This is a genomic window from Sphingopyxis sp. YF1, assembly GCF_022701295.1.
Classification (GTDB): domain Bacteria; phylum Pseudomonadota; class Alphaproteobacteria; order Sphingomonadales; family Sphingomonadaceae; genus Sphingopyxis.
The window spans coordinates 2,962,517-2,978,577 of the sequence record NZ_CP033204.1 but is presented as its reverse complement, the minus strand read 5'-3'; the positions used below and the strand labels follow the sequence as shown (position 1 = coordinate 2,978,577).

General features: G+C 62.1%; 13 protein-coding genes. 5 read left to right on the top strand and 8 right to left on the bottom strand.

All coding sequences use genetic code 11. The features are described 5' to 3' along the window. Positions 1-95: 95 nt before the first annotated feature. The 3 genes from EAO27_RS14505 to EAO27_RS14495 form a co-directional block, all read right to left on the bottom strand. Complete coding sequence (locus EAO27_RS14505) at positions 96-1,322, bottom strand: MFS transporter (protein ID WP_242770911.1); 1,227 nt, start codon at positions 1,320-1,322, stop codon at positions 96-98. Positions 1,323-1,618: 296 nt separating this feature from the next. Continuing rightward, positions 1,619-1,942 (bottom strand): antibiotic biosynthesis monooxygenase family protein, encoded by a 324-nt coding sequence (locus EAO27_RS14500; protein ID WP_242770909.1) that lies wholly within the window; start codon positions 1,940-1,942, stop codon positions 1,619-1,621. A 286-nt stretch (positions 1,943-2,228) separates the two neighbouring features. After that, positions 2,229-3,113 (bottom strand): NmrA family NAD(P)-binding protein, encoded by an 885-nt coding sequence (locus EAO27_RS14495; RefSeq protein ID WP_242770908.1) that lies wholly within the window; start codon positions 3,111-3,113, stop codon positions 2,229-2,231. Between the two features lie 105 nt (positions 3,114-3,218). On the opposite strand from EAO27_RS14495, the gene EAO27_RS14490 reads away from it, so the two are divergent. Genes EAO27_RS14490 through EAO27_RS14470 form a run of 5 tightly spaced genes read left to right on the top strand, consistent with a single transcriptional unit; the run spans position 3,219 to position 6,748 of the window. Next, complete coding sequence (locus EAO27_RS14490) at positions 3,219-4,172, top strand: LysR family transcriptional regulator (protein ID WP_242770907.1); 954 nt, start codon at positions 3,219-3,221, stop codon at positions 4,170-4,172. Beyond that, positions 4,150-4,494: a transposase gene (locus EAO27_RS14485; RefSeq protein WP_104960184.1), complete on the top strand. Its 345-nt coding sequence runs from the start codon at positions 4,150-4,152 to the stop codon at positions 4,492-4,494. Before EAO27_RS14490 ends, EAO27_RS14485 begins: the two co-directional genes overlap by 23 nt. Then, positions 4,491-4,832, top strand: a complete 342-nt coding sequence (gene tnpB, locus EAO27_RS14480) for an IS66 family insertion sequence element accessory protein TnpB (RefSeq protein ID WP_242770906.1) — start codon at positions 4,491-4,493, stop codon at positions 4,830-4,832. The genes EAO27_RS14485 and tnpB overlap by 4 nt, the downstream gene beginning before the upstream one ends. A 60-nt stretch (positions 4,833-4,892) precedes the next feature. Next, entirely contained in the window at positions 4,893-6,536 is a 1,644-nt protein-coding gene (locus EAO27_RS14475) for an IS66 family transposase (RefSeq protein WP_242780598.1), read from the top strand. Further along, on the top strand, positions 6,536-6,748 hold the full coding sequence (locus EAO27_RS14470; RefSeq protein ID WP_242770905.1) for a hypothetical protein: 213 nt from the start codon (positions 6,536-6,538) through the stop codon (positions 6,746-6,748). The genes EAO27_RS14475 and EAO27_RS14470 overlap by 1 nt, the downstream gene beginning before the upstream one ends. A 227-nt stretch (positions 6,749-6,975) precedes the next feature. Here the strand turns inward: EAO27_RS14470 and EAO27_RS14465 are convergent, their stop codons facing one another. The 5 genes from EAO27_RS14465 to EAO27_RS14445 all read right to left on the bottom strand — a co-directional run bounded on the left by EAO27_RS14465 (position 6,976) and on the right by EAO27_RS14445 (position 16,053). Next, complete coding sequence (locus EAO27_RS14465) at positions 6,976-7,632, bottom strand: hypothetical protein (RefSeq protein ID WP_242770904.1); 657 nt, start codon at positions 7,630-7,632, stop codon at positions 6,976-6,978. Next, a complete protein-coding gene (locus EAO27_RS14460) occupies positions 7,604-8,500 on the bottom strand; it encodes a DNA-processing protein DprA (protein WP_242770903.1) in 897 nt (298 codons plus the stop codon). The genes EAO27_RS14465 and EAO27_RS14460 overlap by 29 nt, the downstream gene beginning before the upstream one ends. A 223-nt stretch (positions 8,501-8,723) precedes the next feature. Next, positions 8,724-9,218, bottom strand: coding sequence for a hypothetical protein (locus EAO27_RS14455; protein ID WP_242770901.1), 495 nt, complete (start codon positions 9,216-9,218; stop codon positions 8,724-8,726). A gap of 74 nt (positions 9,219-9,292) precedes the next feature. Next, positions 9,293-10,210: an HNH endonuclease gene (locus EAO27_RS14450; RefSeq protein WP_242770899.1), complete on the bottom strand. Its 918-nt coding sequence runs from the start codon at positions 10,208-10,210 to the stop codon at positions 9,293-9,295. Beyond that, complete coding sequence (locus EAO27_RS14445; RefSeq protein WP_242770897.1) at positions 10,207-16,053, bottom strand: DEAD/DEAH box helicase; 5,847 nt, start codon at positions 16,051-16,053, stop codon at positions 10,207-10,209. The genes EAO27_RS14450 and EAO27_RS14445 overlap by 4 nt, the downstream gene beginning before the upstream one ends. Positions 16,054-16,061: the final 8 nt, after the last annotated feature.

The window sequence follows — 16,061 nt, the reverse complement described above, 5'->3', positions numbered from 1 at the left end:
CCGCCGGATCGTCACGAGCGCTAACATGGAGTCGAGTGACAGAGGTCGCCAAAACGCCAACTGCCTGGGACGTTGATGTGATTTGGCGGCTCTGGCTATTCGTTGCGCCTGGAGGCCGCGATTGCGCGAAGGCGCAGAGCGACCGCGACCGCGGCGATAGCCAGCGCGAGGCAATAGGATGCGACCCCGGTCCAGCCAAAGGCGTCCCAAGCCAGCCCTCCGACGGCTCCGAAAAGGCTCGAGCCCATATAATAGAACTGGAGATAGAAGGCGGCCGCGAGCGCTCGATCTCGTGTGGCGCGCTCGCCGACCCAACCCGACGCGGTAGAGTGAGCCGCGAACAGTCCGCCGGTTACAATGCCCACGCCGAGAATGATCAACGCCAAGTCGCGTGCTTCCGTGAGAGAGATGCCCACCGCCATTGCTGCGACGGGCATCCAGAGCAGTCGGTCGCGTCCGTACCGCGAGGCCAGCCCGCCAAACCACGCCGAACTATAGGACCCGATGATATACAGGAAGAATATCGACCCAATCGCCGCTCGGCTCAGGCTGTAGGGCGGCTGCTCCAGATGGAAACCAAGATAGTTGAAAATCGTAACGAAGGTTCCGAGCAGCAGACATCCTTCAAGATATAGCCATGGCAACGCACGGTCGGCGAACAATCGGCGGGTGGCTGCAGCAAGCGAGCTCAGGTTGTGATGAGTGGTAGAGAAGCCGCGCGACTGCGGTGCGCTGAACAGGAAAATCGTGCCGGCGCACACACCGATCAGCCCTGCGGCAGCGATGGCAGCCTGCCAGCCGAGGAACTCGGACAGCCATGTCACGCCTATCCGGCCCGCCATCCCGCCGATCGCGGACCCGGCGATGTAGACTCCCATCGCTGAGCCAAGGGAGCCATGATCAACCTCTTCGGCGATATAGGCCATCGCTACGCTCGGGACCCCGGCCAGCGCGACGCCTATGAGCGTGCGGAGCACGAGCTGAGCAGTCCAGTCCGTGACGATGCAAGAGGCTATGGTGAAGATCGATGACGCGAAGAGGGATCCGATCATCACAGGTCGCAGACCGATCCGATCCGAGAGAATTCCTGCGGGTATGAAGCTCAGCGCCATCGCACCCGTAGAAAGCGAAACCGCAAGGCTGGCATTGGCTGCGCTTATGGCGAAAGATCGCGAAAAAATCGTCAACAGTGGCTGGACCGCGTAAAGCAGCGCGAATGTTGAAAATCCAGCCATAAGCAAAGCGGCGGCAAGACGTCGGTAATCCTTTGTTCCGCGTACGAAACCGTTGGGAGTGTCGTCATTCGCAGCACGGGCTGGCATGTGCAGGGGCGTCCTGATCAAGCGTGGAAGAGGGAGCGAGATCACTCTCGTGCCTCAAACGCTCAATTGCACGATGGTATCGTGCCGCCGGTGGCCTGCTCACCGGATTTTAGCGTCGTCAGCGAGTTTTGCTTGGTCTCGAGGCTACCGCCCGTCCGAGCACGAAGGCCGTTCTGGCCGGGCCGATTGATGCGGAAATTGCAATTTTTTCGAGGGCGACCGGTCGTGTATCCCAGATTCTCCACATTCGTCCGAACCTCGCAGGTGCGGCCTGGAGAGCGACAACCGGCGCAAGTTCATCGCGGAGGGGATTCCCTATGTGTCGTTTTTGAAGGGAAATCGGAAACTACCTCATACATGCCGGGATCAAATGTTGCGAATGAGAGAGCCTCTTCGAGATACGGGCGTAGGCTTGGATCTTGTCGCATGGCCTCATAGTCAGCGAGGCTGGCCCATTTTGCGTACATCGTGACCTTGCTGCCGTCGATGCTACGATGAAGGGTCGAAGAGATAAATCCAGGTGCATTGCTGACAATCTCGTCCGTAACCTTGGTCAAAATATTAACCAACCGCTGTTGCTTGGACGGGTCGACATGGAAGACATTGATGAAGATAATCACAGCATTCCAACCTAGCGAAAATACGAATCACTTCTGTGAGAAGTAGGGCAGATGGACGCCGAGGCAATCGCCGCTTTCAAGAGAAAACGTTGGTCGACGATTGCTTTAGGGTGGATTGTTCGCCGCTGGTAGCCGCTAGCGGCCTTTCGGCTTTGAGGCGGACACTGGCCAAAGCGAACCACCGGCAAGCGAGAAATTGAACCTGGGCCCCACGGCTGACGAGGGGAAGACGCGGCGGAGCCGCCGTCGTCCGGCAGGCCCCCCGCGAGCTTTATAGTTCTTGTATTCAGATACTCCTTGAGCCCACCGACGAAGCTAGAGCAGACGCGAAATCGCGATAGGAGTGCAGCGGACGTCCGAGGATTCCGATCAGACGCTGAACGTCGCCTTCCTCGGGGATCATCCCATCGCTGACATAGCGTTCGGCCATCAGGCGCATCTCATAGGCCGTCCACTTCGGCATGAACGTTGCCATGCTCTGCTCGAACCCACTGGGATCGTCACCACCATAGCTAATCGGGCGGCCGAGGACATCCGACCAGATAGCGGCCACGTCCGAACCGGTGAGCGTGTCGGGGCCGACCAGGTTGATGGTTTCAACCGGCAGGACGCCTTGCGCCTGGTCGCGGCGGATAAGTTCGATCGCGGCCACCTCTGCGATGTCACGGGCGTCGACCATGGCGATACCCTTGTCGCCGATGGGCATTGGGTAGACTCCGTGGTTGAGAATGACGTCCTTGATCATCTGCTCATTGTCGATGAAATAGGATGGACGCAGGATCGTGGCGTTGAAGCCCATCTGTTCGATCATTCGCTCAGCACCGGACTTCACTGCGAAGTGCGGCACGTTCACGGCCCGGTCGGCCGCAAACACCGACAGATAGACGACGCGGTCAACCCCGGATTCGCGGGCAATGTTGAGCGCGATGAGCGCCTGCGTAAATTCGTCGCCCGTGACGGCGTTGAGAAGGAACAGCGTGCGGATGCCGGTGACGGCCGCGCGGAGCGCGTCGATGTCGAGCAGGTCGCCCTGGGCCACCTCCACGCCGGCCGGGAAGCTGGTCTTGGCGGCATCACGGGTAAGCACGCGTACCGCGGCGCCGCGTTTGACGAGCTGGTCGACCACATGGCTGCCGACACGGCCGGTGGCGCCTGTAACTAGGATGGTCATGGTAAAGTCTCCTTGGCTTGTCGGGATCGACAGATCGGAATTTAGCGATCCATATATGTGCCAATAGATGCTATATCTGGACCCACTGTCTCATAGGTGGAACACATGGATCTTCTCGCCCTTGCCGACTTCAATCTCGTTGCAAAGCACGGCGGCTTCGGACGCGCTGCGCGCGCCGCCGGGCGTCCGAAGGCCACCTTGTCACGGCGGGTGGCCGAATTGGAGGCGAGCCTTTCGCTGAGACTGTTCGAGCGAGGGGCTCGCGATCTCAAACTCACGGAAGAAGGGCGAGCCTTGCACGCGCGGACGGGTGTGCTGCTCAGGGAAGTCGATGAGGTGACCGCCGAGATCGCGTCAGGCGGTGACACCCCGCGCGGCCGATTGCGGATCAGCGCGCCGCTCCTGTTCGCGCAGACCGCGATGGGCAAGATCGCGGCCCGGTTCGCGCTCGAATATCCTGAGGTGCAGCTGGAGATCACGACCGACGATCGCGCCGTCGATATGATCGAGGAGGGCTATGATCTCGTGATCCGGGTCAATCCGCGGTCCGACGAGAACCTGGTGGGGCGAGCGTTTCTTCACGACAGACTTGTGGTCGTGGGGAGCCCGGACCTTGACCGGTCAAGCGATACCCCCGTTCCGGCGGTGATCCGCGGATCGGCCGATTCGGACACGATCTGGACCATCACCACGCCAGACGGGCAGTCCGCCCTCGCGATCAAACCCGTCCTGTCGCTGTCGTCGATAATCATGGTTCGCGACGCCGTCCGGCTGGGCGTCGGCATCGGGCAACTGCCGCTTTCGTTGGTCCACCACGATCTGGCCAGCGGCCGGCTTCTGACATGGGGTGGAGTGCCAGGCCCGGACACCGCGCTCTGGACGCTATACCCGTCGCGGCGCCTCCTGAGCGTTCGCGTATCGGCTTTCCTCTCATTCCTGAGGAGAGCATTCCGTATCCGCCCGGTGAGGGCCGCCTTGTTCGTCGCGGTTTCGCTCGCTCATAAGCGTGCTCGTATGAGCGAGCTTAAGGACGGATATGAGCCAGGTAACGCTGTTTAGCGGCCCCGAGCGTCGTCGGCGGTGGAGTGAGGATGAGCGGCTTCAGATCCTGAACGAGGCGTTTGCGCCGGGTTCCTGCGTTGCCGAGGTTAGCCGCCGGTATGACGTTTCGACCAGCCTGATCTATATATGGCGGCGCAAGTTTCGCGCAGCCTTGCCGGGCCCCGTTTTCGCCGAGGCGATGGTGGCCGACGATCTGCAGCCGCCTTCGTCCGCGCCGGGCGTCGCGATCCTGATCGAGCTGCCCGGCGGCGGCCGGGTCAGTATTGCGGCATCGGCATCGCCGGTGCTGACCGCCGCGGCCTTGAAGGCGCTGCGATGATCCCGCCCGGCGCGCGGGTATGGATAGCGATGGGGCATACGGATATGCGCAAGGGCATGCAGGGGCTTGCGCTGCTCGTTCAGCAGAGCCTGGGGCGTGATCCTTTCGGCGGCGATCTGTTCGTCTTTCGGGGGCGTGCCGGATCGCTGACCAAGATCATCTGGCACGATGGTATCGGCATGTCGCTTTACGCCAAGCGCCTCGAGAAGGGACGCTTTATCTGGCCGTCGGCGAAGGACGGGATCGTGTCGCTGACCAGTGCGCAGCTGGCCTGTCTGCTTGACGGGATCGACTGGCGTAACCCGCAGTATAGCTGGCGGCCGCAGAACGCGGGATAACGCCCGTCATGATGCATTTTTGGCTTGATAGGCGGCGCCGATGGTGATTCATTCATGGGCATGGAAGCCGCCGTTTCGCCCGTTCCGGACGACGTCGCAGCGCTCAAGGCGCTGCTGAACGCGGCGACCCGCAGAGCCGATGAGGCCGAGGCGCAGCTCGCCAACGCAAAGGCCCGCGAGAGCGCCACCGAGGCGATGATCGCCCATCTCAAGCTGCAGATCGCCAAGCTGAAGCGCGAGGCCTACGGCGCCAGCGCAGAACGCAGCAAGCGTCTCCTCGCGCAGATGGAGCTACAGCTCGAAGATCTCGAGGCCGATGCCAGCGAGGATGAGCTCGTCACCGAGGCCGCCGCCGCAAAGGCTCTGTCCGTCACCGCGTTCGAGCGCAAGCGGCCGAGCCGCAAGCCATTCCCCGATCACCTGCCGCGCGAGCGCGTCGTCGTGCCCGCTCCCTGTTCGTGCCCCGCATGCGGCAGCACCCGCCTCGCCAAGCTCGGCGAAGACATCACCGAGACGCTCGAGGTCATCCCGCGCGCGTGGAAGGTCACCCAGACGGTGCGCGAGAAGTTTTCTTGCCGCGATTGCGAGAAGATCACCCAGCCACCGGCGCCCTTTCATGTGCTCCCTCGCGGCTGGGCCGGGCCGAGCTTCCTCGCGATGCTGCTGTTCGAGAAGTACGGGCAACACCAACCGCTCAACCGCCAGGCCGAGCGGTTCGCCCGCGAGGGTGTGCCGCTCAGCACATCGACGCTCGGCGATCAGGTCGGCGGCGGTGCCCATGCGCTGCTACCGATCTATCGCCTGATCGAAGCCCATGTCCTCGCCGCCGAGCGATTGCACGGCGACGATACAACCGTGCCGGTCCTTGCAAAGGGCAAGACCGATACCGCGAGGCTGTGGGTCTATGTGCGCGACGACAAGCCGTTCGCAGGTGCCGATCCGCCCGCGGCGCTGTTCCACTACTCGCGCGACCGGCGCGGCGAACATCCGCAAGCTCATCTCACGTCCTGGACGGGGATATTGCAGGCCGACGCCTATGGTGGCTACGGCGAGCTCTACCGCGAAGGGCGTATGCCCGGACCCATCTTCGAGGCGGGCTGTTTCGCCCATGCACGGCGCAAGTTCTTCGAGCTCGCCGACGTCGAGGGCGCTGCGCGCAAGAAGAGCCGCGGCGAGCGCTCGGGTCTGATCTATCCGATCGCGCTCGAAGCCGTGCAGCGGATCGATGCGCTGTTCGACATCGAGCGCGCCGTGAACGGCAGCAGTGCCGCCGAGCGGCTCGCCGTGCGGCAGGAACTCAGCGCACCGCTCATTGCCGAACTCCACGCCTGGCTCACCGAACAGCTCGGGAAGCTGTCGCGCAACCACGACCTGGCGAAGGCGATAAACTACATGCTCCGACGCTGGGCCGCGTTCAGCCGCTTCCTCGATGACGGCCGCATCTGCCTGACCAACAACGCGGCTGAGCGGGCACTGCGCTGCGTGCCGCTCGGTCGCAAGGCCTGGCTGTTCTGCGGATCCGATCGCGGCGGTCAGCGCGCCGCCATCCTCTACACCCTGATCCAGACCGCGCGCCTGAACGACATTGATCCGCAAGCGTGGCTCGCAGACGTGCTCGCCCGCATCGCCGATCATCCGGTCAGCCGGCTTGATGAGCTCCTCCCCTGGAACTGGCAAAGCAAGCCCGCCGCGATCGCCGCCTGATGTCCGTGAACAACGTCAGTAGCGTCAAAACCCTGGCGCGCGTCGCACGCGAGCTCGGCAAGGACGAGGAATCGCTCTTCGATCTCGCGTCGGGAATGGACCCGGAAGACGGCCTGATCTGGGTGTTCGGTCCCGACGACGACGGCGGCGTCATGGCATTCACGCCCTACGGCGTCGAATGCCTCATCAACCTCATGGCCGAACAATCATAGCAGGGCCGCGGCCCTCACCGGATGGCTACAGCATTCCCGGAGGGAACGCCAGAGGAACTGGCGGCATTGATCGACTAACCGCAGCTGTTTCAAATTCTGGCCGTTTGGCGAGAGTCTGCTTCCGGGCGGGTACCGTGAAGAGCGGACCTACAGGTGCAGCGACTGTCGAGGGCCTCTGCCGAGCCGGGGTTAGCAAGGCCGGGGTGTCCCCGCTCCACCTTGGCCTGCTAGAAGGGGTCTTCGTCACCCCAATCGATCGGGGGCAGGACACGCCGCGCCACGAACAGGCCGACGATCTTCGCATTGGGAAAGTGAGGGAGCAGCAGGCGCTGTGCCGCCTTGAACGTCGTCCCATTCGTGATGACGTCGTCCAGAAGGATAATATTGGCCGGGGGCGGCATATCAAGCTCGACCAATTGCATGGAGGCCGCGAGATCATCAATCGACGGACGGTGATCAGCGCGCTTCGCCTGCTCGCGCGCTTCAACTGTTTCTAGCAGACAGCGCACGTCGGCCTGCGCTGAAATTTGGCGGGCGATCCGTTCAATCCGGTCATCATAGTCGGGATGGCCTCGCGGCTTCGAGGGGGGCGCTGGAACAATCACCACTTCACCGCGCACCGCTTTTCCCGATGCAGCCCGAATGGCGGTCGCGATCTTCGCGATCGCGACATCCTTATACTTATAGTCGGCCATGCCCTTGCGGGCGTTAGGCTTCTGCAGATTTGAGATCAGGTTATTGGTCTCGCCATGAACAAAACCGGCGCGCGCCGTATATTCGCCGAAGAAGAGGCATTTGTCGTCAGGCTCGAGGTAGCAGTGATCGGCCCGCTCGATATCACCGATCAGGCGCGGCTTAGCCGACCAGTCGCTGTCGGACATCATTATAATCCCGGACGCGGATCGCGCCCTGCTCCTCGAACCGAGCGGGCCAGGTCAGCCGAGGGTTTTCGAAAGCGCTGTTGAGAATGAAGAGCTTACGCCCCTGTTTGATCGCCTCGCGCGCTTGAACGAGGGTGCCTGAGGTCTCGCCAGCTTCGACGATGATCGTCGCTTCGGTGAGCGCTGACATTGTCTTGTTGCGTTCGGGAAAGAAGAATCGGTTGGTGGTCGGATTCTGGGCCGCATAGCGTTCGATCGGAACTTGGCTGATCACAAGGTGCTCACGCGCGATAAATTCCTGCAACTCGGCGTTCTCGGCCGGGTAGTGTGAACTGAGCGGAGTACCCAAAACCGCGATCGTCTTTCCACCGGCTTCGATGGCCGTCCGGTGCGCGACGGTATCCACACCGCGTGCTAGACCTGAAACAATCGTAAATCCGTCCTCGACCAGCGATTTAACGATCTTGCGCGCGCGGGCACGACCGTCTGGCGACGGGTCCCGGGTCCCGACGACGGCAACCGAGCGCGTATGAATGAGGTCCCAGTGCCCTTGATAATAAAGAAGCTCGACCGGATGCGTCGCTTCACGGAGGCGCTCAGGATATTCGACCTCGCCGTGCAGCCGGATATTGAACCCGCCTTGGAGACGGGCGCGAAGATGCTCGATAGTCTTTGCCGCTGCGACTTCCGCTTCCCCGCGGTCGATGAAATCCGACGGCCGCGCGCCCGGATCTTTCGCAAAGCGCGATGCTAACGTCTTGAAGCTGGCACCGGCCTGCATCCACAGGCGCTCATAGGCACCGAGCTCAATCGCGGCGTCGATCGCGTCGTCGAATATCTCCGACCCGCGCGAGAGCGGCAAACTCGCCATAAATACCTCCAGCCTCACCGGGCTTTAATAGGAAACGCGAGAAACGTCAGCCCATCAATATGCGCATAAGCATTTTCCTGCCGCCGCCATTATAGGAACATAAAGTGAACATTGCAAACTCCGCTTCTCTACACCTATCCTCCCGCCCGTCCCTTGCGGCATTGGGGATGTGGGCTTCGCGAGGAATTTGACCGTCGCAGCAATGGAACGAAAACACACCCGATCAAGGTGTGATCGTCCAAAGCGATAGCATGCCCTTCTTACCTTCCCATTCACTGCCGATTCGAGTGAACCCCGAGCGCTCTAGATTGTGTCGCATGGTATCACTGTCAGTTGTCGCAAAGGTTGGCGCGGTGATTTGCTCAACAATAGCGGCCACCAGAATGCCAGAGAGATGCTTACCCCGCATGTCAGGAGAAACGACAACATATCCGAGTTCGGCCGCAGTCTCGAAGCCTGCGATAGATGCGTCGGCCTTTATAAAACTACCACGGCGGTAGGCAGCAGCAGGCCGCTTCAATGCCGCAACAGCAATGATCCGATTGGTGCGTTTCTCCCGAAGCAATGCGACGCTGCGAGAGCGCTTAAGGCGGGCTAGAAGATCATCGACTGTTCCAACGACTGCTCGCCCTTCAACTACCAGCTGCGCCACAGCATGCTGGTCATCTAGACCGAGGTCGTTGAAATCACCTGACCAGGAAGATGTATCGTCAGCCATTTTCATTGCTCATTCTACGGCACGCAGTGTCGGAGAACGCGTCAGCGAGGAAGAACTTGCGGAGTTGTGGCATATCAATGGGCGCAGCCAAAGCGTTCGCGATGGCGCGCAACGAAATGCGGTGCGGGCCTTAGGCGCTCGTCGGCTGGAAGATGCAATTCACGATCAGTCCGGATCAAGATTTCGCGCACTTGTTCGGGAAGGCGGTTGTGCGCGACGAGCAGCCTATAATTCTCATCGATCGAGATCAGATGCCGATCGAATAGCCAATGAGCCGTGCCGGAAAGCGCTATTCCATTCTGGACAACATCAAGTCCATCATCGGCGACCGGAACGATATGCGCAGCTTGGGCCTCGGCGCGTCCGCCTCCGTTGATGATGCGCAGCCCCGTTACCGCACAAGTGTCACCATAAGCCGCAAGGACCTTTTGCCGGAAGCTCGCATCGCGGATTTTGCGGTTCATCAGTAACTGAACAACTTGCCGAGCGGCTTCGGCGGGTAATTGCGGTACCAGCGCGCTCACAATCAACTGCCGATCTGCACCATCAAGGCCCAGTCGAACTGCGTTTTGCTCAGCGAAAGTTACGCCCAGTCCTTTGATGATTATTGCGGCGAAATCCTCGTCTGCGAGCGGACGAACTGATCTCCCACGAAGCGCTACGCCGACCCCAGCCCGCCGGGTTAGCGAACGGAGCGGCCCCTCCTCGTATCGACCTTCGCTGCTGAACGGCACTGGAGCATCGAAGGGGATGAATCCGTCCATCAGAGCATAGGCATTCGTCGCGTCCAGAGGATCATCGACAACGCTCGCGACCCGGGCGGCGGCGAAATAGGCCATCGACCCGTGGTTCTCGCGAGGTTCGCGATAGACAATCCAGTCACCAATCGCCGCGACGGCAACTTCCAAGTAGCCGCGCTTCGGAAAATGATAGCGCGTGGCGACTTCGTCGTCGTAACGCGAGCCAGGTTTGGAATCGAAAACGGCCTTCACGGCGTGCGCCGCGCTTCTTCCAAAGCGCGAAGCGGGCGGCGTTCGAGCTCAAATGTATCGACAAACCGCACCGTTTCTCCCCCCGCGAGCGCGAGGCCCTCGGCGCCATCGCGCTTCCATAGAGGATGGATAACAACGACGGGCGCAGGGTCATCGTTCCCCCCTTCGAAGAGGCACGGCAGACCCGACGCGGCATGCGTTCCCGCGGTCAAAGTGCCGGGGCGCATTCGGGCGACGGTTTCGGCCAGCGCAGCGGCGCGCTCGTTCCATCCCGCCAGCTCCGGATGCGCAAAATCGGTCCGATCGAGGCCGCAGCTATGACCGGGCTCGATCATCGCACGCAGGTAAGAGAGGCCGAGCCGCCAATCGAGAAGTCCGTGATAGGGACGGTTGCTGTAGCGCTGGATGCACCGGTAGCAGGAGGTTTGGCATTGTGTGGCGTGGGCTTCGCCATCGCTGTTCAGAAGGTCGATCAGCGGCCATGCGGCGCGATCGGAAATGATGCTGCGCATGATGCTGAGGATATAGGGCGTGCCGTCGCTGAGATCAGCACCGAGCCGGCGGGACAGACCCGATCCATTGATGAGCGCGTCGGCGATTTGCAGCATCGGCCGGCCTGCGCGCAGGCGTGGCTCAAGTGCTTCGAATTCGTCGGCGGACACATCGAGCTCGAGGGCGGCGCGCTGCACAAGCATGTGGGTAGCGCTGATCGCCGCGGCTCTGGTTGGCAGATGCGAACTCAAACCGCGGCGCGCAACCTGCTCCAGCGTCAGACGCGGGTCGAAAGCCTGCATCTCGAGGTAGAGGGCGTCGGTTTCCTTCTTGGCAATCAGCCCAAAGGTCGCAGTACTGTTGGGTAAAGCCTGCCACCGGCCAGTTGTGGCATTGGCGACAAGATGACCGGCATCGATCGCCTGCGGTGCCAAGAGCTGCGCGTTGCGCGATGATAAGGGGACGGGAACAAGCTGATCGACCGCTTCGACGACGCTAAAACGATCCGAACCACCTTGGTCGTTATCGGGCCCATCGTTGAGCTGCATGATCGTCACGCCGGCCCCGCGTCGGATCCGGATATTGCCAACTTCCCGGATTTCACCGTGATGGAGGACGGTTGCCACCGTGCGCGTCGCCATTCGCCCGATCGTGTCGAGATCGTTGCGTTCGGGACGAAAGTCGGTGCGGAATGCGGCGGGCGTCACGTAGAGCCCAAAATGCTCCGCCTCGATAGCACTCCCGCAGTCTTCGCATTCTAACGGGTCAAGGGGTGGTTCCACTGCGTAGCGTGCCGACCCGCATTGCCGGCAGAGCGCGACAAAGTGATCGGATTCGCGCCAAGCCGAGGCTGCCGAGAGCTGGACATCATTGCCGCGCCGTTCGGGCGGGAGAAGATCGCCGCTGAACCCGATCACCCGGTGCTTGCGCTTATCCTTGGTCAGAACCGCGCCGGGTGCAAATTCAAACACCGCCATGTCGAGATCGCGATCCATTGTGGACCAGTCATAGTCGGTATCGCGCTCTTCGCTCTCCGGGCGCAGCCCCAGATAAAGCTGCCGGACGCGTGTCGGCATGCCGTACATGGGCAGCAATCCGCGCTCGGCGAGAAACTGCGCCAATCCCCGGCGCGTGCCGCGAGGAAGCGCTTCGCGTTGCCCCCAGATTTCTTGGATGAGCGCCTCGGCGCTGGCACCTTCTGCCAAGCGCTCCCGCAGGTTGCGGTCGATCGTCGCCGCCGCGATGAAACCGTCGCGCACGTCGGTCGTTGCGTCGAGCGCGCGGCGAAGTTCGACCTGCCAGTCGGGTCCGGGGACATCGCCATAATATTCGTCGGTCGGGACATATTCGCCATGGACATCTGGCGGCACGAGGCCGTCACTGGGGAAGGCAGCGCCGCTTGCCTGATGCTCCCGGCGAAGCAGGTCGAATGCGGCCCGAAGCCAGACCTTGCGCAGCAAGCGCTGGGGTATCGGAATATGGTCCACCGCCAAAAAGGGCGGCGGCGGCGGATCTCCGGTGATCGCGGCCGGATGCGCAAAATAATAAGCGTCGTGACTGCGACCACGGCAGAAGGTCACGACTAGCGAAAAGGCCTGCCCGCGCCGCCCGGCGCGGCCGACGCGCTGCTGATAGTTGAAGCGCTGCGGCGGCATATTGGCCTGATAGACGCTCTGGAGCGAGCCAATATCGATACCGACCTCCATCGTGGTGGTCACCGATAGCATGTCGATTTCGCGGGCGCGCCGCGAGACGCCATCCTCTCCATCGACAAAAATGCCTTTGAACTTGCGCAGTCGATCCGAGAAATCGTCGGTCTGACCCGTCAGCTCTTCGCAGCGCAAACGGAAACGGCGAACCTCTTCGGCGCGGCCGCGCACGATGCGGCGGCCGAGAAAATTGCTGCTCCAAAGCTCGGTTACTGGTCCCGTGGCATCCGCCGGTAAAGGAGCGTAGCAGCGCGTGCAAAACCCGACCCCGCGGTGCATGTGAACCCGCTCACACGACTGGCATCGCCAATAGGGGTCGTTTTCGCGGGCGATGCGCAGGAAGACATTCTGGATGCGGACGACCCCGTTGGTGTTGCCCATCGTCCCGAGCTGCCGCAATATTTCGTCGAGCCCATGACCGCCATCGTCGCCGAAGACGGCTTCCGCAAATCGGGCCACCCGATTGGTGGAGGGCACCGCTGACGCATCGGGCCACTCGCGAGCCCGTCCGCGATCAAAATACTGATTCTCCTCAACACGTGTCGCGCTCGCGAAGACGCGGAGCCAGGCATCCATGCGGTCGACATCTGCACCCGCGTCCGGCGATGTCGAAGGATAAGCGAGCCCGGTTTCCTCGAGTGCAAAGAAGGTATTGGCGAATATCACGTCATCGACGAGTTTCTTTTGCTCCTCGAATATCTTTAGCCAGAGCTTGGTCCGATCGGTATCGGACAGGGAGGGGTCAAAGCGAACGGCACCGTCTTGCTCCTGGAACGCTTCGTGCCAGGGCCGACGATTGAACAATCTTAGCCCAACCTCGTCGAACGGATGGACGCCCAAACGGACATATTCCGAGATCAACTGTCCGACGTCACCGCTTTCGCCCGACTGATAGTCGAGGATCCGGGATAACCGCACCTTTCGGTTCGCGATGCTGACATCGCGGTCGCTCTGCTGCTGGCTTAAACGAGTGGCGAGCGCAACGCCAGCATCCGGATCCGTCGCCATAAGCTCAGTGATGCGCGCAACGGTCTCGTCGCGATCGAGGGCATCTGCTGCTAGGCGGTCGAGATAAGTGGTCGCAACCGATATCAGCACTTCGCGGCGAAGGTCTCGAAGATGGAGGCGCTCGATCTCGAGCGACTGGTTGGCAGCGTCCTGGCGGCTGTCCGAAAAGACGATGCTCTTGGGGTCGGCACCGATCGCGTAGAGAAGCTCGAATAGCTCGGTCGCGACCAGCTGCGATGCTTTGCTGACACCCGTTCTGAAAGCACGAATGGGCGAGCGTGACCGGCTGCTTGTTGGACGGTTCGAATAGTCCGTTCCGCATTTCGGGCAGCAGAAGGGCTGCGCTGATTTTACGCCGAGCGTTTGCGACCGGCCCCGGCTTACGGCGGCATCGGCCTGAAAATAGAGATAGCCGCCGATGGAACCGGCGGGCACATCATAACCTATGGTGGCGACCCCCGTCTCGGGATTGAGGCTCGCCGGCTCCCATGTGTCAAAATTGCTTAGGAGCGGATCCTGGCGACGCGGCCAGAAGACGGCAAATTGGTCCTGCGTCATCCGGTCATAATATTCGGCTGCCGCCCGCTCGGGGAGATTCTCGAGTTCCGCGGTCGCGGGCAGAAGTTCAGTTTCGCGGCGGCTGCCGTTGACGGTGCCCCGCTGGCCGCCGATCAAAAGATCGCCGCATGCTTCGCAATAGAGCATTTCGAACAAGCGGCGCCCACGCGCCTCGCCAGGAGCCGGCGGCGCATGCGATAACCCGCGCTCAACGCCCAGGCTTGAATAAACGACCTCGCCATCCTCGCTGAGCGCAGGAGCAGCAAAAAGCCCTTCGATATTCCGGACAAAGCAATGAACGCGAAAGGACGGCGTCGAGCTTGGAGGTGTGCCTAAACCGCTAAAAGCTGCGGCCTCGGGCAGTGCGCGCGCCAGCATCAGACCGCGCACCGCTTCCGCCCTGCCCGTATCGCCGAATATCCGCATCGCGACATCGTCGAGCGCGCGCGCACGAACGCCGTCACCATCGCGGCAGGCATCGGTCAGAATCGCGGCGGCTGCTTCGGCGAGGGCCGGGACGACGTTCGCGCCGCCGGACAAGCCAAGGGCTGCGGCAGCATTGGCGATCGCCGGCTCGAAGCGGGCCGGATCGTCAATCCTTGCGACAAAGCCCGCGCCCCCGACGCCAGCGGCAAGAAGCGATTCAAAGGGCGCGGCGGGGACAGCACCGCCCCCCCAGCTCGGCAGCTCGGCGACACCGCGAACGACGCAGTCGGCCCAGAACTCGGTCGTCTCCGATCCCGCGTCACCGGGCCCGGTGCTGGTGCCGAAAGGAGCGAAGAGATCGCGAAGATAGCGCTTCGACTGCTCGCCGCGTTCGCCATCCATTGGAAGCGACGCCGACGAGGCAAGGATCCGCAGCTTGTGGCGGTGTGCAGGGGCGTCGAGCCCGAGCCGCTGGATGAGCGATTTGACGAGAAAGGCAACCTCGGTACCGGCAGAGCCCCGGATCAGGTGAAGCTCGTCGAAGACAAGGTAAAAATAGGAGTCGTCGTCGGCTTCGAGCCAGGCTCGCGTCTGCTCGAACATCCCCTGTTCGACTTCGCGCGAGAGCATAGCTCCGAGCATCGACGCGTTGGTGACCATGAGGTCGGGGGGGCTGTGATGCATGTCCCAGCGCGAGTGCATTTCAGAGCCATCGAGCGAGGGAAAGATATAGCGCGTCAGATCGGGTGGCCGCACGCCGGCCTCGCGCGCGCGTTCGGCTTCGGCTGCGTCGTGCCGCCGCGCTGCGGTTTGATCGGCTTCAAGCGAACGGAGCGTATGGCGCAATTTGCGGAGGCGGCGGCTGCGCCGGTCCTTTTCCACCTGCTCTCCGGCGATACGCGGATGCCGCTCATAGCCGGTGACGGGGGTTGAGCCGGTATATTGACCGAAGAAGACGCGGTTGCCTGCGAAGCGCTCGTCCATCACCGCCCGCGCCGCGTCGGAATCGAGCGTTCGCCGGAGCCGGACCATCTGATCCTCGACGAGCGCATTCATCGGATAAAGGACGAGAGCGCGTATGGCGGCGGGGCGATTTTCCCCGCTGCGCTGCGGTGTCCAGCGCGTGCGCGACCCGTTCCACCACGTGTCGGCAAGATATTCACCTCCGGGCGCAGCCCAGCCGACCGCCTCGTTAGCGATGGCCGCGAGAATGGGCAGCATGAAGCTTTCGGTTTTTCCCGAGCCCGTGCCCGAGGTCACGATGCCCGGCTGCCCTGGGCGGATACCACGCGCCAGCATATCGATCTGGTGGCGATAGGGTTCATACGTCGACCGGCGCCGGACGTCTCCGTCGTTCGGCTCGCCGTCGAACAGACCCGATAGCGCAAGCTCGACGAAAGCGATGCGCGCCTCACGGCTCAGGGGGCCGAGCGGCCCGTCGGGCCAGTCGATCAGGTCCTCGAGGCGATGCGCGCTCGGCTGATAGCGGGGTACCGGTTCGATGAACGGCTGGGTCGCGAACACATTGTCTTCGCCAAGGAGGGCGCCCCGCGCAGCCGCGACCGCAGGATTGGAAATTCGGAAGCTCGTCTCCACGTAGGAGGTGAAGAAATCCTGGATGCGGTCAAATCCGCCAATCGGATCGAGCATCGGCGTGT

Coding starts and splice junctions, on each gene's coding strand:
- tnpB (WP_242770906.1), top strand. CDS start 4,491: ATGATCCCGCCCGGCGCGCGGGTATGGATAGCGATGGGGCATACGGAT.
- EAO27_RS14505 (WP_242770911.1), bottom strand. CDS start 1,322: ATGCCAGCCCGTGCTGCGAATGACGACACTCCCAACGGTTTCGTACGC.
- EAO27_RS14460 (WP_242770903.1), bottom strand. CDS start 8,500: ATGGCGAGTTTGCCGCTCTCGCGCGGGTCGGAGATATTCGACGACGCG.
- EAO27_RS14455 (WP_242770901.1), bottom strand. CDS start 9,218: ATGGCTGACGATACATCTTCCTGGTCAGGTGATTTCAACGACCTCGGT.
- EAO27_RS14470 (WP_242770905.1), top strand. CDS start 6,536: ATGTCCGTGAACAACGTCAGTAGCGTCAAAACCCTGGCGCGCGTCGCA.
- EAO27_RS14490 (WP_242770907.1), top strand. CDS start 3,219: ATGGATCTTCTCGCCCTTGCCGACTTCAATCTCGTTGCAAAGCACGGC.
- EAO27_RS14475 (WP_242780598.1), top strand. CDS start 4,893: ATGGAAGCCGCCGTTTCGCCCGTTCCGGACGACGTCGCAGCGCTCAAG.
- EAO27_RS14495 (WP_242770908.1), bottom strand. CDS start 3,113: ATGACCATCCTAGTTACAGGCGCCACCGGCCGTGTCGGCAGCCATGTG.
- EAO27_RS14485 (WP_104960184.1), top strand. CDS start 4,150: ATGAGCCAGGTAACGCTGTTTAGCGGCCCCGAGCGTCGTCGGCGGTGG.
- EAO27_RS14465 (WP_242770904.1), bottom strand. CDS start 7,632: ATGATGTCCGACAGCGACTGGTCGGCTAAGCCGCGCCTGATCGGTGAT.
- EAO27_RS14445 (WP_242770897.1), bottom strand. CDS start 16,053: ATGCTCGATCCGATTGGCGGATTTGACCGCATCCAGGATTTCTTCACC.